This window comes from Streptomyces cinerochromogenes, assembly GCF_014648635.1.
Taxonomy (GTDB): domain Bacteria; phylum Actinomycetota; class Actinomycetes; order Streptomycetales; family Streptomycetaceae; genus Streptomyces; species Streptomyces cinerochromogenes.
Genome location: NZ_BMRM01000005.1, coordinates 414,177 through 440,137 on the forward strand (window position 1 = coordinate 414,177; position 25,961 = coordinate 440,137).

At 71.9% G+C, this 25,961-nt stretch carries 24 protein-coding genes and 1 pseudogene; 4 read left to right on the forward strand and 21 right to left on the reverse strand.

What is annotated here, in order from left to right; translation table 11 throughout:
- Positions 1-246: 246 nt before the first annotated feature.
- The 10 genes from IEZ20_RS12955 to IEZ20_RS13000 are packed head-to-tail and all read right to left on the reverse strand — an operon-like array spanning position 247 to position 11,665.
- The gene (locus IEZ20_RS12955) at positions 247-1,716 is read right to left on the reverse strand and encodes an MFS transporter (RefSeq protein ID WP_189297759.1); all 1,470 of its coding nucleotides are present in this window, start codon (positions 1,714-1,716) and stop codon (positions 247-249) included.
- A gap of 1 nt (position 1,717) precedes the next feature.
- The gene (locus IEZ20_RS12960) at positions 1,718-3,043 is read right to left on the reverse strand and encodes an LLM class flavin-dependent oxidoreductase (RefSeq protein ID WP_189297761.1); all 1,326 of its coding nucleotides are present in this window, start codon (positions 3,041-3,043) and stop codon (positions 1,718-1,720) included.
- Positions 3,040-4,386, reverse strand: coding sequence for an LLM class flavin-dependent oxidoreductase (locus tag IEZ20_RS12965; RefSeq protein WP_189297763.1), 1,347 nt, complete (start codon positions 4,384-4,386; stop codon positions 3,040-3,042). The genes IEZ20_RS12960 and IEZ20_RS12965 overlap by 4 nt, the downstream gene beginning before the upstream one ends.
- Before the next feature lie 11 nt (positions 4,387-4,397).
- Complete coding sequence (locus IEZ20_RS12970) at positions 4,398-5,174, reverse strand: ATP-binding cassette domain-containing protein (RefSeq protein WP_189297765.1); 777 nt, start codon at positions 5,172-5,174, stop codon at positions 4,398-4,400.
- Complete coding sequence (locus tag IEZ20_RS12975) at positions 5,171-5,959, reverse strand: ATP-binding cassette domain-containing protein (protein WP_189297767.1); 789 nt, start codon at positions 5,957-5,959, stop codon at positions 5,171-5,173. Before IEZ20_RS12975 ends, IEZ20_RS12970 begins: the two co-directional genes overlap by 4 nt.
- Complete coding sequence (locus IEZ20_RS12980; RefSeq protein ID WP_189297769.1) at positions 5,956-6,798, reverse strand: ABC transporter permease; 843 nt, start codon at positions 6,796-6,798, stop codon at positions 5,956-5,958. The genes IEZ20_RS12975 and IEZ20_RS12980 overlap by 4 nt, the downstream gene beginning before the upstream one ends.
- The gene (locus tag IEZ20_RS12985; protein WP_189297770.1) at positions 6,795-7,745 is read right to left on the reverse strand and encodes an ABC transporter permease; all 951 of its coding nucleotides are present in this window, start codon (positions 7,743-7,745) and stop codon (positions 6,795-6,797) included. Before IEZ20_RS12985 ends, IEZ20_RS12980 begins: the two co-directional genes overlap by 4 nt.
- Positions 7,746-7,752: 7 nt before the next feature.
- Complete coding sequence (locus IEZ20_RS12990) at positions 7,753-9,306, reverse strand: ABC transporter substrate-binding protein (protein ID WP_189297772.1); 1,554 nt, start codon at positions 9,304-9,306, stop codon at positions 7,753-7,755.
- A gap of 35 nt (positions 9,307-9,341) precedes the next feature.
- Positions 9,342-10,640, reverse strand: a complete 1,299-nt coding sequence (locus IEZ20_RS12995) for an O-acetylhomoserine aminocarboxypropyltransferase/cysteine synthase family protein (protein WP_189297775.1) — start codon at positions 10,638-10,640, stop codon at positions 9,342-9,344.
- Entirely contained in the window at positions 10,637-11,665 is a 1,029-nt protein-coding gene (locus tag IEZ20_RS13000) for an isopenicillin N synthase family dioxygenase (RefSeq protein WP_189297776.1), read from the reverse strand. The genes IEZ20_RS12995 and IEZ20_RS13000 overlap by 4 nt, the downstream gene beginning before the upstream one ends.
- A gap of 538 nt (positions 11,666-12,203) precedes the next feature.
- On the opposite strand from IEZ20_RS13000, the gene IEZ20_RS13005 reads away from it, so the two are divergent.
- Both IEZ20_RS13005 and metX read left to right on the forward strand, forming a co-directional pair.
- Positions 12,204-13,565: a bifunctional o-acetylhomoserine/o-acetylserine sulfhydrylase gene (locus IEZ20_RS13005; RefSeq protein ID WP_189297779.1), complete on the forward strand. Its 1,362-nt coding sequence runs from the start codon at positions 12,204-12,206 to the stop codon at positions 13,563-13,565.
- Positions 13,562-14,707, forward strand: a complete 1,146-nt coding sequence (gene metX, locus IEZ20_RS13010; RefSeq protein ID WP_189297835.1) for a homoserine O-acetyltransferase MetX — start codon at positions 13,562-13,564, stop codon at positions 14,705-14,707. Before IEZ20_RS13005 ends, metX begins: the two co-directional genes overlap by 4 nt.
- 119 nt (positions 14,708-14,826) lie before the next feature.
- Here the strand turns inward: metX and IEZ20_RS40880 are convergent.
- The 7 genes and pseudogenes from IEZ20_RS40880 to IEZ20_RS13040 all read right to left on the reverse strand — a co-directional run.
- Positions 14,827-14,967 (reverse strand): annotated as a pseudogene (locus tag IEZ20_RS40880) (cobalamin biosynthesis bifunctional protein CbiET); the annotation flags it as partial.
- A 200-nt stretch (positions 14,968-15,167) separates the two neighbouring features.
- A complete protein-coding gene (locus IEZ20_RS13015; RefSeq protein WP_189297780.1) occupies positions 15,168-15,905 on the reverse strand; it encodes a YcnI family protein in 738 nt (245 codons plus the stop codon).
- A gap of 51 nt (positions 15,906-15,956) precedes the next feature.
- Positions 15,957-16,508, reverse strand: a complete 552-nt coding sequence (locus IEZ20_RS13020) for a hypothetical protein (RefSeq protein ID WP_229896045.1) — start codon at positions 16,506-16,508, stop codon at positions 15,957-15,959.
- A gap of 169 nt (positions 16,509-16,677) precedes the next feature.
- The gene (locus IEZ20_RS13025; protein WP_189297782.1) at positions 16,678-18,069 is read right to left on the reverse strand and encodes an amidase; all 1,392 of its coding nucleotides are present in this window, start codon (positions 18,067-18,069) and stop codon (positions 16,678-16,680) included.
- Entirely contained in the window at positions 18,056-18,265 is a 210-nt protein-coding gene (locus IEZ20_RS13030; protein WP_189297783.1) for a hypothetical protein, read from the reverse strand. Before IEZ20_RS13030 ends, IEZ20_RS13025 begins: the two co-directional genes overlap by 14 nt.
- Positions 18,266-18,452: 187 nt before the next feature.
- Complete coding sequence (locus IEZ20_RS13035) at positions 18,453-19,385, reverse strand: MBL fold metallo-hydrolase (protein ID WP_189297784.1); 933 nt, start codon at positions 19,383-19,385, stop codon at positions 18,453-18,455.
- 120 nt (positions 19,386-19,505) lie between these two features.
- Positions 19,506-20,084 carry a TetR/AcrR family transcriptional regulator gene (locus tag IEZ20_RS13040; RefSeq protein ID WP_189297785.1) on the reverse strand — a complete coding sequence of 193 codons (579 nt, stop codon included), beginning with the start codon at positions 20,082-20,084 and terminating at the stop codon, positions 19,506-19,508.
- A gap of 816 nt (positions 20,085-20,900) precedes the next feature.
- On the opposite strand from IEZ20_RS13040, the gene IEZ20_RS13045 reads away from it, so the two are divergent.
- Positions 20,901-21,731, forward strand: coding sequence for a hypothetical protein (locus IEZ20_RS13045; protein ID WP_189297786.1), 831 nt, complete (start codon positions 20,901-20,903; stop codon positions 21,729-21,731).
- Complete coding sequence (locus tag IEZ20_RS13050) at positions 21,728-23,209, forward strand: NADH-ubiquinone oxidoreductase-F iron-sulfur binding region domain-containing protein (protein WP_229896046.1); 1,482 nt, start codon at positions 21,728-21,730, stop codon at positions 23,207-23,209. The genes IEZ20_RS13045 and IEZ20_RS13050 overlap by 4 nt, the downstream gene beginning before the upstream one ends.
- A 150-nt stretch (positions 23,210-23,359) precedes the next feature.
- On the opposite strand, the gene IEZ20_RS13055 is transcribed toward IEZ20_RS13050, so the two are convergent.
- The 4 genes from IEZ20_RS13055 to IEZ20_RS13065 form a co-directional block, all read right to left on the reverse strand.
- Complete coding sequence (locus IEZ20_RS13055) at positions 23,360-24,169, reverse strand: DUF4238 domain-containing protein (protein ID WP_189297787.1); 810 nt, start codon at positions 24,167-24,169, stop codon at positions 23,360-23,362.
- Positions 24,150-24,725: an ornithine cyclodeaminase family protein gene (locus IEZ20_RS13060; protein WP_308434660.1), complete on the reverse strand. Its 576-nt coding sequence runs from the start codon at positions 24,723-24,725 to the stop codon at positions 24,150-24,152. Before IEZ20_RS13060 ends, IEZ20_RS13055 begins: the two co-directional genes overlap by 20 nt.
- Positions 24,715-24,951 (reverse strand): hypothetical protein, encoded by a 237-nt coding sequence (locus tag IEZ20_RS40595; protein WP_308434661.1) that lies wholly within the window; start codon positions 24,949-24,951, stop codon positions 24,715-24,717. The genes IEZ20_RS13060 and IEZ20_RS40595 overlap by 11 nt, the downstream gene beginning before the upstream one ends.
- Before the next feature lie 268 nt (positions 24,952-25,219).
- Positions 25,220-25,423, reverse strand: a complete 204-nt coding sequence (locus IEZ20_RS13065; RefSeq protein ID WP_133917065.1) for a cold-shock protein — start codon at positions 25,421-25,423, stop codon at positions 25,220-25,222.
- Positions 25,424-25,961 lie beyond the last annotated feature (538 nt).

Genomic DNA, 25,961 nt, shown 5'->3' on the forward strand with positions numbered 1-25,961 from the left:
GCAGGGTGTGATCCATCCCACGACGACCGGCGGGAACTCGACGACACTCTGCCCCGACATCTGGGGACGGCACCAGGTCACCCGGCCGCCGGCCGGCCCCGGCCCACAAGCGTCACGTCCACACCGCGCGGCGACAGGGACCGGACGCCGACCGCGGGAAAGCGAGGGCCGTGGACGTACGGCCGGTCGCCGAGGCCTACGGAACGGCGACGGAGACGGTCAACAGGGCTGCCGCGCCACGGAGGGTCAGGTCGTCTCCCTGGGGCGGGGGACCACGCCGGCATGGTTCGTCGACGCGAGTGCCGACGGGCGGGCCGGCGTGGCTGCCCGGCGCAGCAGCGACAGCAACAGGGCGGCGGCGAGCAGGCCGGCGCAGACGCAGGAGGCCAGGGCGTACCCGGCCCGGGGGTGGCTGCCGCCCGACGGACCGGAAGCGGCGTGCAGATACACCGCGGGGACGGCGCTGAGGCAGACGGCCGCCGCGATGCGCTGGGCCATCTGCAGGATGCCGCCGCCCACTCCCGCGGCCTCCGGCGGAGCGTGCTGCAACACCTGGGCCTGGTTGGGTGAGACGGTGAGTCCTCCGGCGACGCCGGACATCAGCTGCGTTCCCGCCAGAGCCACGGGCAGCACCGCCGTCGGCACCTGGAGCGCGGCCACCGCCCCCGCCAGCGCGGCGCCGATGCCCAGGGTCAGGCCGACGGTCACCGTACGCGGCCCGATCCGCCGCACCAGCCGCCACGCGAAGGCCGAGGAGACGCCCATCCCGACTGCCCCGGGGAGCGTGACCGCTGCCGTGAACAGAGCGGACAGGCCGAGCCCGTCCTGCAGGAAGACGGTGAGCACGAGGAACGCGGCCAGCGAGGAGCCGAACTGGGCCATGGCGACGGCCGTGCCCAGCATGTACGGCTTCGACGAAGTCAGCGCCGGGTGCACCAGCGGCGGACGGCCCCGTCGAACCCGCAGGCGTTGGTGCACGGCGAACACGGCTGCCAGCGCGCACACCGCAGTGCCCCACTGGAGCGCCTCTCCCCCACTGTCCGGAGTGCGGATGAAGGGCACCATCAGTGTCAGCGTGCAGCCGCAGAGCAGGGCGAGGCCGAGGACGTCCAGCCGGGAGTCGTGGGCGGTGCGCCGGGGCGGGGGCAACCAGCGGGCCGCGAGGGCCAGAGTGAGCACGGCGCACGGTGGGCTCATCAACAGGCAGCACCGCCAGCCCGCCTCGGGGCCGAGCCCGGCGACGAGCGCACCGCCGAGTGGCGGGCCGAGGGCCGTGGCCACGCCGCCGGTGACCGCGTACATGCCCAGCGCACGGGCTCGGCCGACACCGTGGAAGACGTCCTGAACGGTGCCGATCACCTGTGAGTTGACGAGCCCGGCCGCCGCACCCTGCACCAGCCGGGCACCGATCAGGGTCCCCGGTCCGCCGCCGGTCGCGGCCGTCACCCCGGCCGCCAGGAAGACCGCCACCCCGGCCATGAAGAGACGCTTGCGGCCGTGCAGGTCCCCGAGGCTGCCCCCGGGGACGAGGGCCAGGCCGAAGGCCAGCGAGTACCCGGCCACGATCCACTGGAGGTCCGCCCCGGTGGCCCCGATGGACTGACGCATGCTCGGCACCGCGATGTTCAGGACGGCCTGGTCCAGCAGGGTCGTGGCGCCCGCGGCCATGCACACCAGCAGTACCCGTCGTGCGGCGCTGTCCTCTCCCGGAAGCATGCTAGGCCCGCCGGGACGGCCGCGGCAGGCCCAGGTGGTCGCGCAGCGTGCGGCCCGTGTAGTGGGTACGGAACAGGCCGCGGCGGCGCAGCTCGGGGATCACGAGCTCGGCGAAGTCGTCCAAGGTGCCCGGCAGGTACGGGAAGATCACGTTGAAACCGTCGGCGGCGCGGTTGTGGAACCACTCCCCGATGTGGTCGGCGATCTGCTGGGGCGTGCCGGTGAGGGTGCGGTCGTCGTTCGCGACGCGCCGGACGAGGTCGCGGATGGTGAGGTTGTCACGACGGGCGTCCTCGTAGATCTGCTGCTGGGCGGTGTGCGACTGGTTGGAGACGGGGAGTTCGGGCAGCGGGCCGTCCAACGGGTAGGTGCTGAGGTCGAAGCCGCCGAGCCAGTAGGACAGGTCGGCCAGGGCGACCTGCGGGGGCAGCAGTTCGGTGAGCCGGGCCAGCTTGTCGCGGGCCTCGGACTCGGTGGGGGCGGTAACGACGGACAGGGCCGGGAGGACCTTGAGGTGGTCCGGGTCGCGGCCGTGGGCGGCGGCGCGCTCCTTGATCTCCGCATAGAACTCCCGGGCCCGGCCGAGGTCGTTGATACCGGAGAAGATCACGTCGGCGACACGGGCGGCGAGGTTCTTGCCCGCCTCGGAGGCGCCGGCCTGCACGATGACCGGGTGACCCTGCGGCGGCCGGGCGATGTTGAGCGGCCCGGCGACTTTCAGGTGTGTGCCCTCGTGGTTCAGCGCGTGCAGCTTGGCGGGGTCGAAGTAGACGCCGCTCGCCTGGTCGTGGCGGAAGGCGTCGTCCTCGAAGGAGTCCCACAGCCCCGTCACCACGTCGTGGAACTCCTCGGCGCGGTCGTAGCGGGTGGCGTGGTCGAGGTGGGTGTCGAGGCCGAAGTTCCGGGCCTCTCCGTCATTGAGGGACGTCACCACGTTCCAGCCGGCCCGGCCGCCGGAGATGTGGTCGAGGGAGGCGAAGGTGCGGGCCACGTGGTAGGGCTCGTTGTAGCTGGTCGAGGCGGTGGCGATGAGGCCGATGCGGGAGGTGCCGGCGGCGAGCGCGGCCAGCAGCGTCGTCGGCTCGAAGGAGTCGTTGACCACGCTGACCCGGCTCAGGACGTCCTCGCTCGCGAACGGCACGCCGACCAGGTCGGCGAGGAACACCGCGTCGAAGGCGGCCCGTTCGGCGGTCCGCGCGAAGGAGAGGACCTCCCTGATGTCGACGCCCGCGCCCGCCACGGTGTCCGGGTGCCGCCAGGCGGCCAGGTACTCCCCCGGCGGCTTGAGGAAGGCGTTGAGGTGCAGGTGTCCGGTCCGGCGGCTCATCGTCCGGTCTCCTGGAGGTGTCGGTCACGGGCGGCGGGACGCGGCAGCCCGAGGTTCTCGCGCAGGGTGCCGCCCTCGTACTCGGTGCGCAGCAGCCCCCGTTCCTGGAGCAGTGGCACGACCTGGTCCACGAAGTCCTCGGCGGGGCCGGGCAGATAGGGGAAGGAGATGTGGAAGCCGTCGGCCGCGTAGGAGCGGAACCAGGCCTCGATGTGGTCGGCGATCTGCTCGGGCGTACCGGCGACGGCGGAGCCCGCGGCGAGACGGTGTGCGAGCTGACGTATCGTCAACTTCTCGTCGTGTGCGAGCTTCAGCAGCAGATCGCGGCGCGATGTGCTGCGGTTGGTCTCGGGGATGTCCGGCAGCGGACCGTCCACCGGATGGTCGGTCAGGTCCAGGTCACCGATGCCGTCCTGGACGAGGCGCCGGGCGACGTCGTCGTGGATGAGGCCCTCAAGCTCGGCGAGCCGCCGCCGCGCCTCCGTCTCCGTGGGCGCGACGAGTGGGGTGAGGCCCGGCCAGACCAGCACATGGGCGGGGTCGCGGCCATGGGCGGCCGCCCGTGCTTTGATGCCGGCGTAGAAGGCCTGCGCGGCGCCCAGTTCGTGCTGCGTCGTGAAGAGGACCTCCCCGTGCCGGGCCGCGAACTCCCGTCCCGTCTCGGAGGATCCGGCCTGGAAGACCACCGGATGGCCCTGCGGCGGGCGGGAGATGTTCAGCGGCCCGCGGACGGCGAAGTACTCGCCCCGGTGGTGCGGGGTGTGCAGTCCGGCCGGGTCGTAGTAGCGGCCGGTCGCCTTGTCCCGTACGACCGCCTCGTCGTCGAAGCTGTCCCAGAGCGCCTTCACGACCTGCACGAACTCATCCGCGCGGCGGTAGCGCAGCTCGTGTGCGAGGTGGCGGTCGTAGCCGAAGTTCGCCGCCTCCAGGGGTGCGACGGAGGTGACCACGTTCCAGCCCGCGCGGCCGCCCGAGAGGTGGTCCAGGGAGGCGAACTTGCGGGCGATGTGGAAGGGGTGGTTGTAGGTCGTGGCCGCCGTCGCCGCCAGGCCGATGTGCTCGGTCACCAGCGACAGCGCGGCCAGCAGCGTCAGCGGTTCGAACTGCTCGGCGCGGCCGGTGCGGGACAGCGAGTCGAGTTGGTGGCCCCGGACGGCGACGACGTCGGCGACGAACAGCACGTCGAACCGTCCGCGTTCGAGGGTGCGGGCCAGGTCGGCGTGGAAGGCGAAGTCGAGCTGCCCGTCGGGGCGGGCGCCCGGGTGCCGCCAGCCGGCGATGTGGCCGCCGGAGCCGTGGACGAGTGCCCCCAGGGCGAGCCGGCGTTCGGTGGTTGCGGTCATGCGGCCTCCGGTCATGCGGTCAGCCGGGGTACTGCGGCCAACAGGCGACGTGTGTAAAGGTGTTGAGGGTCGGTGAGGACGGATGCGGCCAGCCCTTGTTCGACGGCCCGGCCGTCCTTCATCACCAGCACGTCGGTACACAGACGCCGTACGACGCCGATGTCGTGGGAGACGAGCAGCAGCGTCAGCCCGTAGGCCTCCGCGAGGTCGTCGAGGAGCGCGAGGATCTGGGCGCGCACCGACACGTCGAGGGCGCTGAGCGGTTCGTCGCCGACGAGGACCTTCGGACCGGGGGCGAGCGCGCGGGCGATGGCGATGCGCTGCCGCTGTCCGCCGGAGAACTCGTGCGGATACCGGCCGCGCACGGACGGGTCCAGGCCGACGGCGCGCAGGAGTTCGTCCACCCGGTCGTCGTGGGGGCCGGGCAGCCTGAGGCACTCCAGCGGCTCGGCGACGATGTCGCGGACAGTGGCACGCGGGTCGAGGGAGCCCATCGGGTCCTGCAGCACGACCTGCACCTCGCGCCGGAACCAGGGCAGCCTGCCCGGCTTCACCTCGCGCCCGCGGTAGTGCACTGTTCCGGAGTCGGGCCGGTCCAGGGCGAGCAGGAGCCGGGCCAGGGTCGACTTGCCGGAGCCGGACTCCCCCACGATGCCGAGGCTGTTGCCCTCCCGGAGCTCCAGCGACACGTCCTGGACGGCGTGGCGGTGAACGGCAGGCGTGAACAGCGAGGTGCGCGGCAACCGGAAGGTGCGGCTGAGGCCGGTGCCCTTCAGGAGCTGTGTCATCGGGTGACCTCCTCGGTTCCCGTGGCACGGGCGGCCGCCACCAGCCGCTGTGTGTACGGGTGTTGGGGAGTTCGTACGAGGGTGCCGGTGGCACCTTCCTCGACGAGCCGTCCGTCCTTGAGGACGGCGGCTCGTGAGCACAGTCGGGTGACGACGGCGAGGTCGTGGCTGATGAACAGCAGGGAGGTGCCGTGCTGGTGGACCAGTTCGTCGAGCAGCCTGAGCATGTCGGCCTGGACGGTGACATCGAGGGCGGTGGTGGGTTCGTCGGCGATGAGCAGCGCCGGGCGGGTGGCGAGGGCCATCGCGAGGCCGACTCGCTGACGCTGTCCGCCGGAGAGCTGGTGCGGCCAGGAGCGGACGATGAGGTCCGGGTCCGGCAGGCCCACCTGTGCGGCGAGTTCGACGGCGGCGGTCGCGGCTTGGCGCCGGTTCAGCCCGCGGTGCAGCCGCAGGGGCTCGGCGAGCTGCTTCCCGATGCGCATCAAGGGGTTGAGGGCGCTCATGGGTTCCTGGAAGACCATGGCCATGCGCTCGCCGCGCAGCCGGGACAGCTCCCTGTCGCCGAGGCCGAGCAGTTCCCGGCCACCGAGGCGGATGCTGCCGGTGGCCCGGGCGCCGTCCGGCAGCAGCCCCATCACGGCGAGGGCGGTGAGCGACTTCCCGGACCCGGACTCGCCGATCAGCGCGAGCCGTTCGCCGGGGGCGAGTTCCAGGCCGACCTCGTCGACGACGGTGGCACCACCGATCCGCACGCTCAGGTCGGTGATCGTCAGCAGGCTCATCGGGCCTCCCGGATGCGAAGGCGCGCGTCGGCCGCCTCACGCAGCCCGTCCCCGAGCAGGTTGAACCCGAGCACGGAGGCGGCCACGGCGAGCCCCGGCCAGATGACGAGCAGCGGGCGGGCCGCGATGTACTGCTGCTGCTCGTGCAGCATGCGCCCCCAGGAGACCGCGGGCGCCGGCGCGCCGAACCCGAGGAACGACAGGGCCGCCTCGGCGAGCACCGCCACGGACAGCACCAGCGAGAGCTGCACGACGAGGGTGGGCGCGATGTTCGGCAGCAGGTGCTTGCGGACGGTGCGCCAGGTGCCGGACCCGGCGGCGTGCGCGGCCAGCACGTAGTCGGTGTTCAGCACCCGTCCGGCCTCGGCGCGGGCGACCCGGGCGAGGTTGACGCCCGCTCCGACGCCGACCGCGGTGACCACGGTCCAGGTGGAGCCGCCGTACACGGCGGTGAGGATCATCGCGATCAACAGGACAGGGAAGGCGATCAGCACGTCCGTGAGCTGGACGACGGCGGCACCGATCCAGCGCGGCACGAGCACCGCCGCCAGTGCCAGAGCGAGCCCGACGACGGCCGCGATCGTCGCCGCGAGCAGGGCGGTCAGCAGGGTGCCGCGGGCGCCGGCCAGCAGCTGGCTCAGCTCGTCGCGGCCCAGCCGGTCGGTGCCGAGGACATGCCCGCCGGAGAACGGCAGCAGCCAGCCGTCCCGCGGACGCGCGAGGGTGGGGTCGTACGGCGTCCAGACGAGGGAGACCAGGGCGGACAGGAGGAGAAGGCCGACGAGGACCAGGCCGGCCGAGCCGCTGCGGCTCTTCAGGAGCGCTCTGGAGACGGTCATACGGCGCTCCGCAGCCGGGGGTCGATCAGCCGGTGCGCGAGGTCCACGAGGAACCCGATGACCAGCACCGCCCCCGTGAGCAGCAGGATCTCGCCCTGCACCTTGTCCAGGTCCCGGTTGCCGACGTCCGTGATCAGCATCTGGCCGACGCCGGGCAGTACGAAGACCTGCTCCACGACGACCGCCCCCGCGACCAGCGCCGCGATCTGCAGGCCGAGCACCGACACCACGGGCACCGCCGCGTTGCGCAGCCCGTGCCGCACCAGCGCGCCGGTGCGTGTGTGGCCCTTGGCGCGGGCGGTGCGCAGCCAGTCCTGGTGCAGGACCTCCAGTACGGCGGAGCGCACGAACCGCAGCAGGACGGCGCCCTCGGAGAGGGCCAGGGCCAGCCAGGGCAGGACGAGGCTGCGCAGCGCCTGCCCCCGCTCGGCCCAGCCGTCCACGGGGAACCCCTGCGCGGGCAGCCAGCGGAGCTGGACGGCGAACACGACGACGAGCAGCAGCCCCACCCACAGGGTCGGCAACGCGATGCCGAACTGTCCGAGGGCGTTCACCGCGCCACCGAGCCGCGAGTCCCGGCGCACGGCGGCGACGATGCCCAACGGCACCGCGAAGGCGAGCGCGAGGACGACCGCGCCGACGGCCAGCGGCCCGGTCACCGCGAACTTCTCGGCGAGCTGCCCCGACACCGACGTACCGTCGAGGACGGACCGCCCGAAGTCGCCGGTGACGACTCCGCCGATCCAGTCGGCGTACTGCGCGGCGAGCGGCCGGTCCAGGCCCAAGTCGTGGCGTACGGCGGCGACTTGAGCGGGCGTGGCCTTGATGCCGCCGATGGTCTGGGCGATGTCGCCGGGCAGCAGCCGTAGCACCAGGAAGATCAGCACGCTGGCGGCGAGCAGGGACACCACCAGCAGTGCGGCCCGGCGCACCACATACAGGGTCATGCGGGCCTCACTTCTTCTTCGCCACGGCGAGGTCCGCGAGGTCGTAACGGTTGCTGGTGAAGTTGCGCGGCACGCCGGTGACGCCGCTGCGGACCACGGTGAGGGTCTGGTTGACGAACAGCCAGTCGGCGGCGGCGTCCTCGGCCACCTGCCGGGCCGCCTTCTTCAGGAGGACGTCCCGCTCGGCGTCGCCGGCGGCGGTCTGGGCGGCGGCGTACCACTTCCGGACGTTCGCGTTGTCGTAGCCGAAGTAGTAGGCGGGGTTGGCGAAGTTGTCCAGGTCGCGGGCTTCCGCGTGGTCGACGAGACTGAGCTGGTAGTCGTGCTTGGTGTAGACGGTGTCGAGCCAGGTCTGGAACTCCACTTGGCGCACGGTGAGTTGGACGCCCACCTGCTTGAGTTCGGAGGCGAGGTAGTCGCCGATCTCCGCCGGGTAGATGTTCGGGATCTGCACGGTGAGCTTCAGACCGCTGCCGTAACCGGCCTGCTCGAGCAACTTCTCGGCACTGTCCGGGTCGTAGGCGTCGATCGCGGTGAGGTCCGCGTAGCCGGGGTCGGTGGCCGGGACGGGGCCGCCGACCGGCTTGGCCGCGCCGCCGAGGGCCTTGATGAGACCGGCGTTGTCGACGGCCCGGCGGATGGCGCGCCGTACCCGCACGTCCTTGGTCGGGCCGGAGGCGTTGTTGAACGCGAGCGTGAACTTGTCGGTGGTGTCTCCGCGCAGCACGGTGTACTTGCTCTTGTCGGAGAACGGTTGGAGCAGGGTCGCGTCCGCGGCGGTCTCGATGTCGGTCTGCCCCGTCTGTTGGGCGTTGTTGGCCGCGTTGTCATCCTTGATGTAGTGGAAGACGACCTTGGCGACCTTGGCCTTCTTCCCCCGGTAGGCGTCGTTGCGGACGAAGGTGATGGACGAACCGCGCTTCCAGCCGGACAGCTTGAAGGGCCCGGTGCCGTTCTCGTTGCCGGCGAGGGAGGCGAAGTCCGTCCCCTTCTTGAAGACGACGCCCGCCCGGCCCGTCAGACCCCAGGTGAAGCCTGTGTCACGGTGCTTGAGCGTGACGACGACGGTGTGGTCGTCGGAGGCGGAGACGCTCTTGACCGAGGCGAGCGCCGCCGCGTCGGGGTTCTTCGAGCCCTTCGCGGTGACCTGCTGCAAGGACCAGACGGCGTCGGCCGCGGTGACCTCGGTGCCGTCGTGGAAGGTCGCGTTCCTGGCGAGGCGGAAGGTGTAGGTGAGCCCGTCCGGCGACGTGTCGTACGAGGTTGCCAGGCTCGGCTCGATCTTGTTGTTCTCGTCGCGGGTCAGCAGGCCCTGGTAGATGTTGTCGAGCAGGATCTGGTCGAGGGCCGCGCCCGCCGTGGAGGCGATGTCGAGGCTGGTCGGCTCCAGGACGAGGCGTACGTCGACCGTGGCGCCGGTGTCGATGGCGGCGGGCTCGGCGGCCTGGCTGGTCTGTCCGGCGTTCGCGGGGTCGTCCGCCGAACCGGTGCCACACGCCGTCGCGGCCAGGCCGGCGAGGACTGCGGTGGCGGCGAGCCGGAGGGCGGTGGTGCGGCGCATGGCGGATCGTGCTCCCTGGGTGCGTGCGGTGGGGTTCATACGACGGCTGCCCGCAGGCCCGCTTCGAGGTCGGCGATCAGATCGCCGACGCCTTCCAGGCCGGCCGACAGCCGCACCAGGCCGGGCGTGACCCCGGCCGCGACCTGCTGACCGGCGTCCAGCTGGGCGTGGGTGGTGGAGGCGGGGTGGATGACGAGACTGCGTACGTCGCCGATGTTGGCGAGATGGCTGAACAGCCGGACGCCTTCGACGAACCGCCGGCCCGCCTCCAGGCCGCCCGCCAGTTCGAAGGCGAGGACCGCCCCGGCGCCGCGCGGCAGATACCGTTTGGCCGGCACGTGCCAGGGGCTGGAGGACAGTCCGGGGTAGTGCACCCGCGAGACCTGCGGCTGCTGCTCCAGCCACTCGGCCAGCGACTGGGCGTTGGAGACGTGCCGTTCGATGCGCAGGCTGAGCGTCTCCAGGCCCTGCAGGAGCAGGAAGCTGTTGAAGGGCGAGACGGCCGGCCCCAGATCCCGGACCAGCCGGGTGCGCAGCCGCAGCGCGTAGGCGAGGCCGAGGTCGGAGAAGGAATCCCAGAACGACAGCCCGTTGTACGTCGGATCCGGGCGGGTCAGCCCCGGCCATCGGTCGGGATCGGCACCGAAGTCGAAGCGGCCGCTGTCCACGACGGCCCCGCCGATGCCGGTGCCGTGACCGGACAGGAACTTGGTGGTGGAGTGCACGACGATGTCGGCACCGTGCTCGAAGGGCCGTAGCAGGTACGGCGTGAGCACGGTGTTGTCGACGACGAGCGGCACGCCGGTCTCATGGGCGATGCCGGCCACCGCCTCGATGTCGAGGACGTTGCCGCGCGGGTTGCCGAGAGTCTCCCCGAAGAACGCCTTCGTGGTGGGGCGTACGGCCGTGTACCAGGCACCCAGGTCGTCCGGGTCGTCGACGAAGGTGACGTCGATGCCGAGGTCGGCGAACGTGTGCTCCAGAAGGGTGCGGGTGCCGCCGTACAGGGACGAGGAGGCGACGAGGTGGTCGCCCGCGCGCGCCAGGTTGAGCAGGGCGAGGCTCGTCGCGGCCTGTCCGCTGGCCACGGCCACCGCCGCCGTTCCGCCCTCCAGGGCGGCGATCCGCTCCTCGGCCACGGCGGTGGTCGGGTTCGACAGCCGCGTGTAGGCGTGGGTGGTCAGGTCGGCCAGTTCGAAGGCCGCGGCGGCGTGCGCGGTGTCCCGGAAGACGTAGCTGGTGGCCGGGTGGATCGGCACCGCTCGCGCGCCGGTGGCCGGGTCGGGGACGGCTCCGGCGTGCACCTGCCGGGTCTCGAAGGCCCAGTGGGTCATCGGTGTGCCTCCCGCTTCGCCAGGACGTCGGACCACCAGCGCTCGGCGACCCGTGGATGGGAACGGAGCCAGCCGACGACCGCGTTCTCGCCGAAGGCCGCGAGCAGCGGATTGTCCGGGTCGTCGGTGACGCCACGGCTCAGCGCCGCCAGTTCCGCGGGGAGGTTCAGCGGCTTGACGACCGCGTCGAGGCGCGGGCCGAGGAAGAAGGGGATCGAGTAGCGGTGCACGCCCGACCGCGGGCTGACGACCCGGTGTTGCGTGGCCTTCAGATAGCCCTGGGTGGCGATCTCCAGCATCTCGCCGATGTTGAACACGAAGGCGTCGGGTACCGGGACCGCGTCGAGCCACTCGCCGTCCTCGCGCTGCACCTGGAGCCCGCCCACCTCGTCCTGCTGGAGCAGCGCGAGATAGCCGTAGTCCTTGTGCGCGCCCACACCCTGGTCGGCGTCCTCGGCGGCGCGCGGCGGATAGTGCACGATCTTCACGTGGACGGCCGCGTCGTCGTCGAACCACTGGTCGAAGTAGCCCTCGTCCTGTCCGAGCGCCGCCGCCAGGGCCCGCAGCACCTCACGGCTCACCCGTAGCGCCTCCGCCTGCCAGCGCAGCACGGTGTCCTTCAGCTCCGGTAGTGCGGAGGGCCATTGGTTGGGGCCGATCAGACGCAGGTAGTCGGGATCGTCCGGGCCGACATCGAGCGCCTCCCGTTCCGGCCCGATGTCGATCTGCTCCCGCCAGTCCGCGCTGCCCGCCGTGTACTCGGTTCCGGTGCGCGTATAGCCGCGGAACTGGGGCGAGTTGAGGTTCTCGATCTCCAGTCGCCGCTCCTCGGGCAGCGCGAAGAAGGCGCGGGCCGCGCTCAGCACCTCGTCGCGCAGTGGTGCGGGGACGCCGTGCCCGGTGACGTAGAAGAAGCCGACGTCGTGGGCGGCGGAACGGAGGTCGGCGAGGAAGGCGTCACGGTCGGCGTCCGGGGCGCGGAAGCGGGAGATGTCGATGACCGGCAGGGCTGTGGGCTGGGCCATGGGGATTCCTTCGCGGCACGGCAGGCCGACTGCGCCTCACAACTGCCCGGCGACGTGGGTCGTTGAGTGGCAGAAGCGGGATCAGACGGAAAGAGAAAGAGAGAGGGCGCGGGTCGTGAGCCGGGAAACGGCGATCAGCAACAGACCTGGTCGAACTGGTCGGCGCGGCGGCTCACCCAGAACGGGTCGAGCAGCACCGTGTGTGCCGTGCCAGTGGTCTCCATGACCGGATCAAAGCACACCCGGGAAGGTGCGTCCACCACGCATCCCGCAACGTGAGACACCCTCGTTGTGCTGGTGGATACCGCCGCCGTTGTGGTTACCTTGCTGCATGACCGTGCTCGTGACCCGCCGCCACGTGGACTACGTGCGTGTCACCACCACGGGTTGTTCCGCCGCGAGCTGACGCCGCGCTCCGGCTTCTGACCAGCATCTTTCTCACCGCTTCGCGCTGACCGCCGCCCTCCGCCGGGGGGCGGCCGGCGTTGCGGTTCCCTCGCGTCTTCCCGTCTCCACCCTCCGCACAGGGAGCACCGCCATGAGCCAGCCCATCGACTCCGTGACCGCCGGCCACACCCCCGAGGAAACCTCCGCCGGACCTGACACCTCCGCGTGGTCCTTCGAGACCAAGCAGATTCACGCGGGTGCCGCGCCGGACCCGACGACCGGGGCGCGGGCGACGCCGATCTACCAGACGACGTCGTTCGTGTTCCGGGACACCCAGCACGCCGCCGACCTGTTCTCGCTCGCCGAGCCCGGCAACATCTACACCCGCATCCACAACCCCACCCAGGACGTCTTCGAGCAGCGGATCGCCGCGCTGGAGGGCGGGGTCGCGGCGGTGGCGCTGTCCTCCGGGCAGGCGGCGGAGACCCTGGCGATCCTGACGCTGGCGAGCGCGGGCGACCACATCGTCTCCAGCACGTCGTTGTACGGCGGCACGTACAACCTGTTCCGGCACACGCTGCCGAAGCTGGGCATCGAGGTGTCGTTCGTGGACGACCCGGACGACGCCGAGGCCTGGAGGGCGGCGATCCGGCCGAACACCAAGGCGCTCTTCGCGGAGACGCTGGGCAACCCGCGCGGCAACGTGCTGGACGTGCGGGCGGTCGCGGACGTGGCGCACGCGGCGGGTGTGCCGCTGATCGTGGACAACACGGTTCCGACTCCCTACCTGTTGCGGCCCATCGAGCACGGCGCGGACATCGTCGTGCACTCGGCGACCAAGTTCCTGGGTGGTCACGGCACCGCGATCGCGGGTGTCGTCGTGGACGGCGGCACCTTCGACTTCGGCGCCCACGCCGACCGTTTCCCCGACTTCACCGAGCCCGACCCCAGCTACCACGGTCTGCAGTACTGGCCCGCCCTCGGCCCCGGCGCCTTCGCCATCAAGCTGCGGGTGCAGCTGCTGCGCGATCTCGGCCCGGCGCTCTCCCCGCACTCCGCGTTCCTGCTGCTCCAGGGCGTGGAGACGCTGAGTCTGCGCATCGAGCGGCACTCCGCGAACGCCCAGGCACTGGCCGAGTGGCTGGATCAGCGCGACGAGGTCGCCGCCGTCCACTACCCGGGACTGCCGTCCAGTCGCTGGTACGAGGCCGGGCAGAGGTACCTGCCGCGCGGTGCCGGTGCCATCGTCTCGTTCGAGTTGCGGGACGGCATCGAGGCGGGCAAGCGGTTCGTGGACGCCGTCGAGCTGTTCAGCCATCTCGCCAACATCGGCGACGTCCGCAGCCTCATCATCCACCCGGCGTCCACCACCCACAGCCAGCTGGACGAGGCGCAGTTGGCAGCCACGGGCACCTCGCCCGGCCTGGTGCGACTGTCGGTCGGCATCGAGAACCTCGCCGACCTCAAGGCCGACCTGGAGGCAGGGTTCCGCGCGGCGAAGGGCGCGTCCTGAACACCGTACTGACGCCCTCCGAGGTCCCCCTCCCGCCGGCCACCGGGGCCTGGCGGGAGGGGGACCCGCCCGGGCGTCGCCAGTGGTACGTCCGCGAGAAGCCGCTTCCGTTGGAGGCGGGCGGTGAACTTCCGGTCCTGCGGCTGGCGTTCGAGACGTGGGGACGGCTCGCGCCGGACGCCTCCAACGCCGTCCTCGTGCTGCACGCACTCACCGGGGACAGCCACGTCGTCGGACCCGCCGGACCCGGGCACCCCACCCCCGGTTGGTGGGACGGACTCGTCGGACCGGGACGGGCCCTGGACACGGACCGCTGGTTCGTTGTGGCGCCGAACGTCCTCGGCGGCTGCCAAGGAAGTACCGGGCCGTCGTCGCTCACCCCGGCGGGACGCCGCTGGGGCGGCGACTTCCCCTTCCTGACACAGCGCGACCAGGTGGCGGCCGAGGCCGGCTTGGCCGACGCGCTGGGTATCGACCGGTGGGCGCTGGTGGTCGGCGGCTCGATGGGCGGGATGCGGGCATTGGAATGGGCCGTAGCGCATCCGGAGCGCACCGGCGCGCTCCTGCTGCTCGCCACCACGGCCGCGGCGAGCGCCCAGCAGATCGCCTGGGCGAACATCCAGCTGAACGCCATCCGCTCCGACCCGCACTGGCACGGGGGCCACTACCACGACACCGGCCGCGGCCCGCACACCGGGCTCGGCCTGGCCCGACGGCTCGCCCACGTCACCTACCGCAGCGAGCCGGAGCTTCAGGCACGCTTCGGCCGTACGCCCCAGGGCACGGAGGACCCCTGGAGCGGCGGCCGGTACCAGGTCGAGTCCTATCTCGACCATCACGCCGCCAAGCTGGTGCGCCGCTTCGACGCGGGCAGCTACGTCGTCCTGTCCGAGGCCATGAACAGTCACGACATCGGCCGGGACCGGGGCGGCCCGCGCGCCGCCCTGCGCCGGGTGACCGCCAGAACGCTCGTGGCCGGGGTCGACTCCGACCGCCTCTATCCACCGTCCCAGCAGGCGGAACTGGCGTCGGGCATCCCCACTGCCGACGACCTCCGGCTGATCGAATCCCCCTACGGCCACGACGGCTTCCTCATCGAGGTGGAGCAGGTCGCCGCGCTCGTGGGAGAGCTCGTCCCCTGAGCGGGTCCGGGGAGCTCCCGGTCCGCCGACCGACTCAGCCGCCGAGTTCCGGCGGCAGCGCCGGATCCCTGGACCCCTCCTCCAGCGAGCCGTCGTAGACGGCGATGTCGACCCGGCCGGGCGACCGGCCGTCCGCCGGTGGGCAGCGCGTCCCAGCACGCTTCGATGAGGCCGGGTGCGGTGAGTCCGCCCCCGACGACCACCGTGTCGGGCGGGTGCGCGTGCAGAACTCCACCAGCTGCGCGTGAGGCGTCACGGAGAGCACGTCGGTCCTCTGTGGGGTGGCCCGACCGCCGCCCGCCGGGAAGGCAGCGGCGGTCGGCGAGAAGCAGCAGCGAAACCGTCGTACGGCGACGACCGGTCTCAGCCGCCCCGCGCTGGAAGTCAGGCGGGCCGACGGCCGAGTTCCGACATAGAACAGAGAACCATGACGTGTGCTGCCGCATGGCGAACACGCGTGCTACGCGTCCCCGCCCCCCGTGGAACGCGTGCGCGCTACGGCGAAGGCGGCGGCAGCCAGGCCCAGTACGCCCACGACCAGACCGGCGACACCCAGCCCCCGTGCCGTCGCATCGTCGGACGCGCCCGACGCGGAGTCCTCAGCGCTCTTCGTGGGTGCGGAAGAACTCGCCGACGCGGTACGGCCTTCCGCCGCGCCCTTGGCGGTGAGCTCGAGGACCGGCGCCGGGTTCTCCGGCTCCTCGCCGCCGGTCGGCTCCTCGATCCAGCGGACGGTCTTTCCGTCGGAGTAGCTCTGGAGGGTCTTGAAGGTCAGCCGGCCGGTGTCGTCGGGCAGCCGGCCGAACGCCACGTTGAAGTCCTCGTAGTGGCCGGGGTCGATCTTGCCGCCGGTCCAGGTGATCTCCGAGACGGCGTCGGTGATGGTCCCGTCGTCGGTCTTGACCGGTGTCTTGAGCTTGGTGTTGGTGACCTTCGCGGTCCAGCCGTCCTGCGGGGATACGAGCACGCCGAGGACGGGGTGGTCGGTGGGGAGGAACACCTGCACCCTGGTGGTGCTCGCGCCGTCCTCCTCGTTGGGCACGCGGAAGGTCAGGACACCGTCCGTGGCTCCCTTGGCGTAGCTGTCGGGATGAACGGTGACGTGCGCGGAGGCGGCGCCGGCGGCGGCGAGGATCCCGGCGGCGGTCAGGGCGGTGACGGTGCCGGCACGGCGCAGGGTGGTGCGGTTCGGGGACATGAGTGGACTGATCTCCGTACTGAGGGGTGGGTGGGTCGGGGTCCGGTCGCGCTACGCCGTCCGCGCAGGCGGTCCACGCCGGTGAACGGCGTACCGCAGCCGCACCATCCTCGGTGACCAGAACTTCCCACCGGGCTGCCGGACGAACGGCGCGTCCGGAACGCGCCCCGGCCCTCGGGCCAGCCGCCACCAGGCGACAAGGCCGGGAACGAAGGCGCCCGTCCGCCTCAGGAGCGACCACAGCGCGGCCTCTCCCTGCCGCAGCCACCAGGTGAGCACGAGGGCAGCCCCGACGTGCGCGGCGGTCGCGTGAGGCGTGACCGGGTGCGCTTGATCATGGGCCATCCGCACACCGTGCATGACCATCACGGGGTGATGCCGCCCGGCGGCGTGGAACAAGAGGTGCAGCCCGCCCTGGGCGGCGAGCGTCGCACCACCGATACCGGTCAGCGACCGCTCGCGGCCCCCCAGTAGACACCCGGCGGCACATACCGGCACAGAACCCGCGATCTGCACCCACACCGACGGGGCCGCGCCCGTGGCGAGCGCATGCCCGCCGGCAGCGAGCAACACGCAGAGCGCGGCGAACACCGCGGCGCGCACGCTCCGCACTGCCGGGGACACACTCACGGCGACAGATGCTGCCACGTCCGCGAGGAACTTTCCTGCCGCCCGAGCATGCGCGCCTCCGCCCGCGAGTCGTGTCCGCTCCCCCTTCCGGTCCGGCAGCGCGTCGTGCTGCCGGTACCGGGCCGCGTCAGGGCGGGCGCGCTCAGGCCACCGTGGCGAGTTCCCGGGCCGGCTGCGTCTGCTCGTAGGCATGGCCGACCCGCAGGAGCGTGGGCTCGCCGAGGGGACGGCCGAGCAGCTGCATGCCGATCGGCATGCCGACCGAGTCGTGGCCGACCGGAACGGTCAGGGCGGGCACCCCGGTGATGTTGGCGGGGGCGGAGAGGCGCACGTAGGTGTCGGAGACGCCCTCGACCGTGCCGTCGGGCCAGCTGACCGTCGCCTCATCGGCGCCGACCGCGGGTATCGGCACGCTCGGAGCGGCGATCACGTCGACCTGATCCAGCAGCCGGGTCCACTCGGCGCGCATGAGCGTGCGGGCGCGTTGCGCGCGTACGTAGTCCCCGGCGCTCATCAACTCGCTTGCCTCCAGGAGGATGCGGACGTCCTCCTGGTACAGCTCGGGGACCGTGCGCAGGCTGTTCTCGTGGTAGGCCCCGGCCTCCGGCACCATCAGACCCCACTGGGTGGCCTGGATGTAGCGGGTCATCGGGATGTCGACCTCGACGAGTCGTGCGCCCAGGGTTTCCAGCTGCCCGATGGCGTGCCGGACGGCGGTCTCCACGCGCGGGTCGACGTTGTCGAAGTAGTAGGTGCGCGGCAGGCCGATGCGCAGCCCCGTCAAGTCCGTGCCGGGACCGGGCCGGTAGTCCGTGGCGGGCACGGACAACGAGGCGGGGTCGCGCGGATCGTGTCCGGCCAGTGCGGTCAGGACCAAGGCGGCGTCCTCGACGGTGCGGGTGATCGGACCGACGTGGTCCAGCGACCAGGACAGGGAGGTGACGCCGTGGCGGGGGACGAGACCGTAGGTCGGTTTGAGCCCGACGACCCCGTTGAGCGCGGCGGGCACCCGGATCGACCCGCCGGTGTCGGTGCCCAGGGCGAAGGTCGCGGTGCCCGATGCGACGGCGACCGCGGAGCCGCCGCTGGAACCACCGGCGACCCGGCCGCGGTCCCAGGCGTTGCGGGTCTGCGGAGTGGTCAGGCCGAACGCGAACTCGTGGGTGTGGGTCTTGCCGAGCAGGACCGCGCCGGCCGCGTTCAGACGCGCGGCGACCGTGCTGTCCGCCGTCGCGCGATGGCCGGCGCGCACCCGGGAGCTGGCCGTGGTGGCCATCCCGCCGACGTCGATCAGATCCTTGAGTCCCATCGGGATGCCGTGCAGCGGTCCCCGGTAACGGCCGTGCGCCGCTTCGTGTTCGGCCTCGCTCGCCGCCCGGCGTGCCTGCTCCGCGGTGACCGTGACGTAGGCACCGAGGTGCGGTTCCACCTTCTCGATGCGATCGAGGACGGAGTCGACCAGTTCGACGGGGGAGAGCCGCCGGGCACGGATCGCGTCCGCGGCGGCGGCGAGGGACAGCTCATACGGCTGCATCGTGCGACTCCTGTCCGGCGCGGTAGGCGGCGGCGGGCGGGACGTCCGCGAAGTCCAGCTCGCGCAGGACCGCGACGACGCCGTGGATGTGGTTGGCGACGGCGGCGACCGCGGCGTGGCGTTCGGCGGGCAGCACAACCCCCGCGCGGGCGGCCCAGCGGGCGGCCTCCGGCGGTGTGAGTTCGACAGCGGTCATGGACCTTCTCTTTCCCGGTCGAGGGTGGGGCGGCGGAGTACTCGAAGGCGCTCAAGGCCAAGGAGTGGCATCAGGCGACCGCAGGTGCCACGGCTGCTCGGTGGCGCGGCTGTCCGGTGGCGCGGCTGTTCGGTGGTCCGCGCGTGGGCCACCGAACACCGCCGTGCGCGGGGCACCGGTCGTGTGGTCAGGCCTCGGCGGCCGGGATCTCGCCGCCGTGCTCGGCGAGCAGCCGGTAGTGGCCGCGCTCCCGGCGGACGGTGCCGGCCGTGGGCCGCGGGAAGTGGGTGCCCAGGAGCAGCGCGTCGGTGTCCGCCACGCCGTCGAGCAGCCGGGCGCGGGTGCGGAACGCCTGGGCGGGGTCGATGTCGACGCAGCTGTGCACGTGGGGGTGGGACAGCTGCACGGGGTGGTGGATGCTGTCGCCGGTGATCAGCGCCCGCCGGTCGCTGCCGCGCAGTTCGACGGCGACCTGCCCCGGAGTGTGGCCCGGGGCGGGGACCAGGAGGACGCCCGGCGCCACCTCGTGTCCCTGCTCGGGCACGTCCACGAGGTCGTACTGTCCGGCTTCCCGGACCGGGTGGACGGAGTCGCGGAACATCTGGGCGCGGGCCTCGTCCAGGTCGGTGGCGGCCCAGTGGTCCCATTCGGTGCGGCTGGTGAGGTAGCGGGCGTGGGGGAAGGCTGGGACCCAGTCCCCGTCGGCGAGGCGGGTGTTCCAGCCGACGTGGTCGGTGTGCAGGTGCGTGGTGATCACCAGGTCCACGTACTCGGGCGGGAAGCCGGCCGTCGCCAACCGCTCCGGGAAGTCGGTGTCGAGACCGTTCCAGGCCGGGTTGGCACGGGTCTTGCCGTTGCCGATGCCGGTGTCCACGACGATCCGCAGCCCGCCTGCCTCCACCGCGAAGCTGTGGCTCGCCAGCCGCGGGACATCGGCGTCGGCGAAGTCGGGCCGCAGCCACGACGCCTCGTCCAGCACCTCCCTGGTGGCGTCCGGCAGCAGCCACGCTCCGGTGTCGCGAGGCAGCTCGATCTCGTCGACGCGGCGTACGACGATGTCGCCGAGGCTCCATCCCGTGCTGGTGGCGGGGGTGGCCTGACGAGGGGTGGCGGTGCTCATCGGTGGGACCCTTTCAGGTCAGGCCGTGCGCGGACGGCGCGTGACACGGGAGCCTTAAAGCGAATGCTTTGCATTAAGAACTCTAGGGTGGCGCCACCTCAAAACGCAAACCCTTAGCTTTTAGGTGCCCGAAGGGGACCCGACGCGACCGAGCGCCGCCGCCACCAAGCGGCCGACGTACTCCTGGGACAGCTCCGAGGGGCGGAACAGGATCCGATACATCAGCGGGGCGACCACGACGTCCAGCAGCGTCTCCAGGTCCGGCACGGCCTCCCCGCGCCCGGCTGCGCGTACGGCGATGACCTTCAATTGCTCGGCGGCGTAGTCGGAGCAGCGCGCCGCATTACCCTGACCGGGGTCACCCAGCAGGGCATCGCGGATGTACGTGCGACCCGCCGTCGAGGACATCTCCTCCGCGAACTGCACGGTCCACGCCTCCAGGTCCGCGCGCAGGCCACCGTGGTCGGCCGGCGGGGCATCCGGGCGCAGCCGCTCGACAGCCACGTCGGACAGCAGTTCCCGCAGGTCTCCCCAGCGGCGGTAGACAGTGGACGGCGTGACCCCCGCGCGGGCCGCGATCAGCGGCACGGTCAGTGCGTCCCGCCCCATCTCCGCCTCGAGATCACGGACCGCCTGGTGCACGGACTGCTGGACGCGGGCGCTGCGCCCACCGGGGCGTGTGGTCGCTCGGGCACTCATGGGGACAGCCTAATGCGAAGAAATTGCGTCTGCCGGAACGGTCGGCCGGAAGCGGAGTGGCCCTCCCGCACCGCCGGCCGTGGCACGCGGCCCCCTATTACCCGGGGCACGGCTCGGAGCATACGGTCGAGGCCGGGTGGCCCCTGACCGTGGCCACGGCGGCCCACTGGCCCCGGACGACTGCCTCATGGTCGCTGCGGCATGACCGTGCGAGGCTTGGCTGCAGGCCGAGCGGGAGACGCCGGGCCCCGTCGCCTGGGAGGCGACGATCACGAGGCGTGTACGGGTGGATCAGCGGACACGGACTCCGCGCGAGCCCGAGCCTCCAGATCTGAGGGAGATTGTCGCCCTGCGATCGCCGTGCAACCCAGCCGCCGGTGGATCTGGTCGCGAAAGGCGGTGGATGCGTCCGGTTCGCAGAGGACCAGGTGGGTCGTGCGCGCCGCGGGAGCGTCACGCAGCCGGCCGATGATCTGGCCCCTGTGCCAGGCGATCGCCTGCCTCTTGGGCACGGCCCATGGCTATCGCGCGGTGAGCCTTGTCACGCCGCTCCCGGGGTCTACTACGCACGGTCGTGGTTCCGGAATGCCAGGTGTCACTTGAGAAAGCGGCGCCGCTGCCGCACTTGGCTACGGTCGTGGGCCGTATCAGGGGCCTTTGCCATCAAGCCGGTTTACGGGCTAACGATGGCCCTTGTCGTGCAGTGCCTCCGGTGCCACGCTCCCCGGCGGCTCCTTTCCCGAGTGGGCATTCGGAATCTCGATCCCGCCCCGCCACGGGCCGGGTGTGACCCGAGCGCAAGGAAGAAGGTGCCCCATGTCCAGCGTCGTCCTGCTCGCCCGTCCTGCGACCGGCGTCGCGTGGACCGGAGTGGCCGGCCGGATGATGGCCTTCCTGGACTACTTCGCCGGTGTCTTCACCCTGCTTTCGCTGACCGCCGTGGTCACGTGCGGGCTCGCCGCCACCGACCGGCTGGTGCTGACTCCTCGGCTGCGGGTGGCCGTGCAGTCGGTGCACCGGGCAAGCGCTGTCGCGGCGCTCGGCTTCTTGGCCATCCACATCACGGTCAAGGTCATCGAGCGGCACGCCGCTCCGCAGACGGCGGTGGTCCCCTTCACCGGCGGTGCCGCCCTCGCAGTGAGCCTGGGCACCCTCGCCGCCGACCTGCTCGTCCTGATCACGGCTACCGGCGTGCTCCGCGGCCGGTTCGCCGGCCGCCGCCCCTGGCTGTGGCGGGTGCTGCACTCGACGGCGTACGTCTGCTGGCCGGTCTCACTGGCGCACGGGCTGACGGCGGGGCGCAAGGCGCACGCATGGGTCTTCTGGGGCTATGGGGTGTGCGGGGCCCTCGTGGCGCTCGCACTGTTGGGCCGTGCCCTTTCCTACGTCGGCCGCCACCGGAGTCTGAACAGGCGTCGGCGCGGCACCAAGGCGTACCGGCCCGCTGCTGTCCGCCCGGCAGCGCTGGCCGCCCTGGCCGCGCGGTCCGCCACCGGCGTTCGCCCGAACGCCTGGGCCGCCCGGTCCACAGCACCGCCGGCGGCTCGCCGGTCCGCGCGGAGTGCCGGCGTGCCCGGCCGGCCCAAGCACACCGCGAGACCAGCGCCCAGGCCGCTCTCCCTGGCCCGACCGGGGAGCAGCGAGTGAAGAGGGCCCCGTTGGAGCTGCCCGAGGTGCGCCGGCTGGATCCGGCCCGGCTGACTGCCGGCCTGGACCGTCACCAGCGCCTGGACCTCGCCGCCCACACGCGTGTCCACCCGCCACTCCTCCAACCGGACCGGGACGGTCTGCTCGCCCTGGCCGAAGCCGTCCACCTGACCGGCCGCGGTGGCGCCGGCTTCCCGTTCGCCCGCAAGGCCCGGGCCACGCTCGCCACCGCCGACCGCACCGGAGCACCGCCGGTCATCGTGGTGAACGGCGCGGAGGGCGAACCCGCCAGCGCCAAGGACAAGATGCTGCTCGCCCGCTCACCGCATCTGGTACTGGACGGCGCCTGCCTGGCCGCGGCCGCGTTCGGCGCCGAGGAGATCGTGATCGGCGTCACCGCGGGCAGCCCCGGCGAGATGTCGGTCCCGGCCGCCCTCGCCGAGCGTGATCTTCCCTGCCAGGCCCGGACCATATGCCTGCCCGAACGCTTCGTCTCCGGCGAATCCGGGGCCCTGATCCGCGGCGTCAATGGTCTGCCGGTGGCACCGGCGCCGCTGAAGGCCCGCGCGGCCGACGGCGGAATGGGCGGGGTGCGCCGCCGCCCGACCCTGCTCTCCAACGCCGAGACCTGGGCCCAACTCGCCATCGCGGCCCGGCTCGGCCCCGACGCCTACACCGCCGTCGGCACCGCCGCCGAACCCGGCACGATCCTGCTCACCGTCAACCGGCCGGGCGCCGGCCCGCTCGTGGTCGAGGTCCCTGCCGGCACCCGGCTGGGACCCGTACTGGACGCCTGCGGCCTCCAGCCGGGCGCCGGCGTGCTGGTGGGCGGCTACCACGGCGCCTGGCTGCACCCGTCGGACGCCATCGACGCGCCGCTCTCCCGCGCCGGCCTCGCCGGCCTCGGCGCCACCCTCGGCGCGGGCGCGATCGTCACCCTCCCCGACGACACCTGCCCGCTCGGGGAGACCGCGCAGGTCGCGGCCTGGCTGGCGGCCGAGTCCGCCGGCCAGTGCGGACCATGCAAGAGCGGCCTGCCCGCTGCCGCCGAGGCCCTGGCCCTGCTGGCCGCCGGTGCCGCCGACCCCGTGGTGCTGGAGGACGCCCGGCGGGCCATCCGCGCGGCCCAGGCCGGTGGCGCCTGCTCCCACCCGGACGGCACTGCCCGCTTCCTGCTCACCGCGCTGGACGTCTTCGCCGAGGACGTCGACGCCCACCTCTCCGGCCCCGGCTGCGGCCGTCCCTTGCGCGGCGTACTGCCCCTCCCGCCTGCGAAGGGTGCCCGGCTGGAGGTGGACTGGTCCCGCTGCACCGGCCACGGTCTGTGCGCGGTGCTGGCCCCCGACCTCATTCGGCTCGGCCCGCACGGCTACCCCACCTCCACCACCATCCCGGTCGCCCCATGGCAGCAGCACGACGCCCGCCGCGCCGTCAACCAGTGCCCGGCCCTGGCCATGCGTCTCCGCCATCGCGCGTGACGCCTCCCCGTGAGCCCCTCGTGATGGTCGGCGCCGACGCCGTGGCAGGCCGGGCGTGGCCCCGATCGCTGGTCGACGAGGCCCGCGCGAAACGTCTTCGCCAGGCAATGGACGACTGAAAGAACATGGCCGTGGCCGCACACCGTTGTTTCATCTGGCGAAGTGAGCCGCGTGCCAGGGAGCGGAGGGTGCGCCCCCGGCGGAAGGGTTTCCGCGCTGTGAGACGCGACGATGTGGATCAGAGGTCAGGACGCTCCGGTCGTCGTCGCTGGCTGGGAATACGCCATCCCGACCATCGGGAGCCGTCATGATGATGGCCGCCCGGCGGTCGATGGGCACCATGATCGCGGCAAAGTTAGCGAGGCCGACGCCCTTCCACTCCGGTTCATCTTCGTCACGGAGCAGGGTGACGGGGTGATCGGGCAGCAGTAGGGTCTTGCGCTCGAACCGGCAGAGCTGCCACGAGCGGGCCATCACCATCTTGTAGGCGGTGGCCATCGCCTGCCCCATGGTGAGCAGGTGGTCATTGACCGGCAGCTCGACGTAGTAGCTGGAGAAGTCGCTCAGCTCGGCCCAGGCGGCATTTACCTCCTCGTCCGAGGCCGGAGCCTCGCCCTGAGCCTCCATCCGACGGCGGACTTCGGATTTGCCGCCAATGGCGATCTCCTTCTTCAAGAGCTGGTCGGCGATCTCGTTGTTCGCCTGACGAACCGTCGGAATCCGCGCGTACTGGGCAGCGACCCACTCCCCCAGGACCGCCCGGTCGGCTCTGGGCAGCGGCCACAAGTGCTCGGCAATGATCTTCGTGATCACCCTCGCGGCCTGGTCTTCGAGGTCGGCCAACAGGTTCTCGATCGTGTCATCGCGCTGCCCGGTCTTGTCCTGCATGGGGGTGATCTGGTCCGGCGCAGCACGTCCCGGTGCACTGCCGGTGACGAGTTCACCCAGCTCCGCGTACACGTGCTCGGCCGTGATCAGGCCGGTCGCGGATCGGGATCAACAGGTCGTTGCTGCCCGCCGGAAAAGGGGCAAGCGTTGCCTGCCGCGATTCGGCGCACACCAGCGCCTGGGCGACCGTGGCATCGGCGACCTCGCGTCCGGCCGGGTGGTACCCCGCTGAGGTGATGTGCACCCCGGGCGCCAGCCAGGGGCGGCGGATCACCGGTTCGAGGGAGTGGGTGGTCGCGGCGACAATGTCAGCGCCGTCGAGCGCCTCGGCGTAGGTGGACACCGTCCTGACGTCTGTCTCCACTACGGACGCCAACTCGTCGGCCAAGGCGGCTGCCTTCGCCGGGTCCCGGCCGGCCACGCGGATCTGGCGAATCGGGCGGACCCGGCACATGGCGCGGGCGTGGGACCGGGCCTGCACCCCGGTGCCCAGAACTGCCAGCACCGAAGCGTCCTCGCGAGCCAGCAGCCGCGCGGACAGCGCCGAACTGGCGCCGGTCCGCGCCGCGGTGACGGCCGTACCATCCAGCAACGCCGCAGGCTCGCTGGTGTCCGGGTCAAACACCACGATCAGCGCCTGGTGGGTCGGCAGCCGTGTCCCGGCATTGCGCGTCGGCGGCGCGCATCGCCGTCACCGGCGGCAGCGTCGCCGCGACCCCGGGCACCAGGGCGGCGACACGGTCGGGTGCCGACGCGCGGCCCGCACTGAGGTCTGCCATCGCCACGGCCAAGACATCGATCAGTATGTCCACATCGAGCAGAGCCTCGACCTGCGATCGCCCGAGAACAAGCATGCGGCGCAACCTCCGGAACGCGGTCATCCGGCCGACGGCCGCTCCATGGAAGCTTTGACGGCAGCCCCCTCGGCTCCGACACGCCGCCTTCCTGAGCACATCCATCTCTACGCGCCTCAGCACATCGGCATGCACACCGACACCGAAAGACATCGAGATGCGGCGGCCAAGGACGCCGACCGGTTTCCCACTCCGCCGCTGGCAACCCCCGGATACGCCAAGCCCGGCGCTCCCGCAGTCGGGACGCCGGGCCGCACCAAACAGCGAATCAGACGGGGCGAATGTTCTCCGCCTGCGGGCCCTTCTGGCCCTGGGTGACGTCGAACTCGACCTTCTGGCCCTCTTGCAGCTCGCGGTAGCCCTGGCTGGCGATGTTGGAGTAGTGGGCAAAGACGTCAGGCCCGCCACCCTCCTGCTCGATGAAGCCGAAGCCCTTCTCGCTGTTGAACCACTTGACAGTGCCCTTGGCCATGGCTGTCTCCCTGGAGGAAAACCGTGCACGCGCCCTGCGTACCCGGGAGGTGATCGCCTTGGTCCGGAGAGGCGCTGAACAGCAAGAACGCCCGTGATGGCGATCACGGGCGAACGGGACTTCGGAACCACGACTGCTCGATTACGACGCTACACCGGCAGGACGGCAGCCGCCAGCGATCACCCGGCAGCATCAGCGCCGTGTCTGTTCCGTGTGCTCATCTGCTGGGACGAACGCGCACCACGCACAGCGCCTCGTCCGGTGCGCGCAGAGCCGAGCGGCGGAGCCGGGTCAGCCTCTCAGTTCGGTCACCCACCACGCAACGGTCCTGAGCCGATCACTCCCAAGATTTCCGAGTTCAACGGAGCGTAGTCAGCACCAAGTCAGCACGGGAGGGGTGAGCACGGGTGATGACGTGGGCTTTTGGTCAGCACCAAACCAGCACGGGAGTCAGCACCGCACCGTCGAATCACCCCGAACCGCGCGTCCCGGACAGCACTCGTTTCGACCACCTTCGAGCCCCGGAACCGCCCTTCCG

Bases quoted from the DNA above. Each gene is read 5' to 3' on its own strand.
- IEZ20_RS13035 (WP_189297784.1), bottom strand. From the start codon at position 19,385: ATGAGCACCGCCACCCCTCGTCAGGCCACCCCCGCCACCAGCACGGGA.
- IEZ20_RS13005 (WP_189297779.1), top strand. From the start codon at position 12,204: ATGAGCCAGCCCATCGACTCCGTGACCGCCGGCCACACCCCCGAGGAA.
- IEZ20_RS12955 (WP_189297759.1), bottom strand. From the start codon at position 1,716: ATGCTTCCGGGAGAGGACAGCGCCGCACGACGGGTACTGCTGGTGTGC.
- IEZ20_RS13045 (WP_189297786.1), top strand. From the start codon at position 20,901: ATGTCCAGCGTCGTCCTGCTCGCCCGTCCTGCGACCGGCGTCGCGTGG.
- IEZ20_RS13000 (WP_189297776.1), bottom strand. From the start codon at position 11,665: ATGGCCCAGCCCACAGCCCTGCCGGTCATCGACATCTCCCGCTTCCGC.
- IEZ20_RS12995 (WP_189297775.1), bottom strand. From the start codon at position 10,640: ATGACCCACTGGGCCTTCGAGACCCGGCAGGTGCACGCCGGAGCCGTC.
- IEZ20_RS13015 (WP_189297780.1), bottom strand. From the start codon at position 15,905: ATGTCCCCGAACCGCACCACCCTGCGCCGTGCCGGCACCGTCACCGCC.
- IEZ20_RS40595 (WP_308434661.1), bottom strand. From the start codon at position 24,951: ATGCTTGTTCTCGGGCGATCGCAGGTCGAGGCTCTGCTCGATGTGGAC.
- IEZ20_RS13030 (WP_189297783.1), bottom strand. From the start codon at position 18,265: ATGACCGCTGTCGAACTCACACCGCCGGAGGCCGCCCGCTGGGCCGCC.
- IEZ20_RS12960 (WP_189297761.1), bottom strand. From the start codon at position 3,043: ATGAGCCGCCGGACCGGACACCTGCACCTCAACGCCTTCCTCAAGCCG.
- IEZ20_RS12975 (WP_189297767.1), bottom strand. From the start codon at position 5,959: ATGAGCCTGCTGACGATCACCGACCTGAGCGTGCGGATCGGTGGTGCC.
- IEZ20_RS12990 (WP_189297772.1), bottom strand. From the start codon at position 9,306: ATGCGCCGCACCACCGCCCTCCGGCTCGCCGCCACCGCAGTCCTCGCC.
- IEZ20_RS12965 (WP_189297763.1), bottom strand. From the start codon at position 4,386: ATGACCGCAACCACCGAACGCCGGCTCGCCCTGGGGGCACTCGTCCAC.
- IEZ20_RS13040 (WP_189297785.1), bottom strand. From the start codon at position 20,084: ATGAGTGCCCGAGCGACCACACGCCCCGGTGGGCGCAGCGCCCGCGTC.
- IEZ20_RS12980 (WP_189297769.1), bottom strand. From the start codon at position 6,798: ATGACCGTCTCCAGAGCGCTCCTGAAGAGCCGCAGCGGCTCGGCCGGC.
- IEZ20_RS12985 (WP_189297770.1), bottom strand. From the start codon at position 7,745: ATGACCCTGTATGTGGTGCGCCGGGCCGCACTGCTGGTGGTGTCCCTG.
- IEZ20_RS12970 (WP_189297765.1), bottom strand. From the start codon at position 5,174: ATGACACAGCTCCTGAAGGGCACCGGCCTCAGCCGCACCTTCCGGTTG.
- IEZ20_RS13025 (WP_189297782.1), bottom strand. From the start codon at position 18,069: ATGCAGCCGTATGAGCTGTCCCTCGCCGCCGCCGCGGACGCGATCCGT.
- IEZ20_RS13065 (WP_133917065.1), bottom strand. From the start codon at position 25,423: ATGGCCAAGGGCACTGTCAAGTGGTTCAACAGCGAGAAGGGCTTCGGC.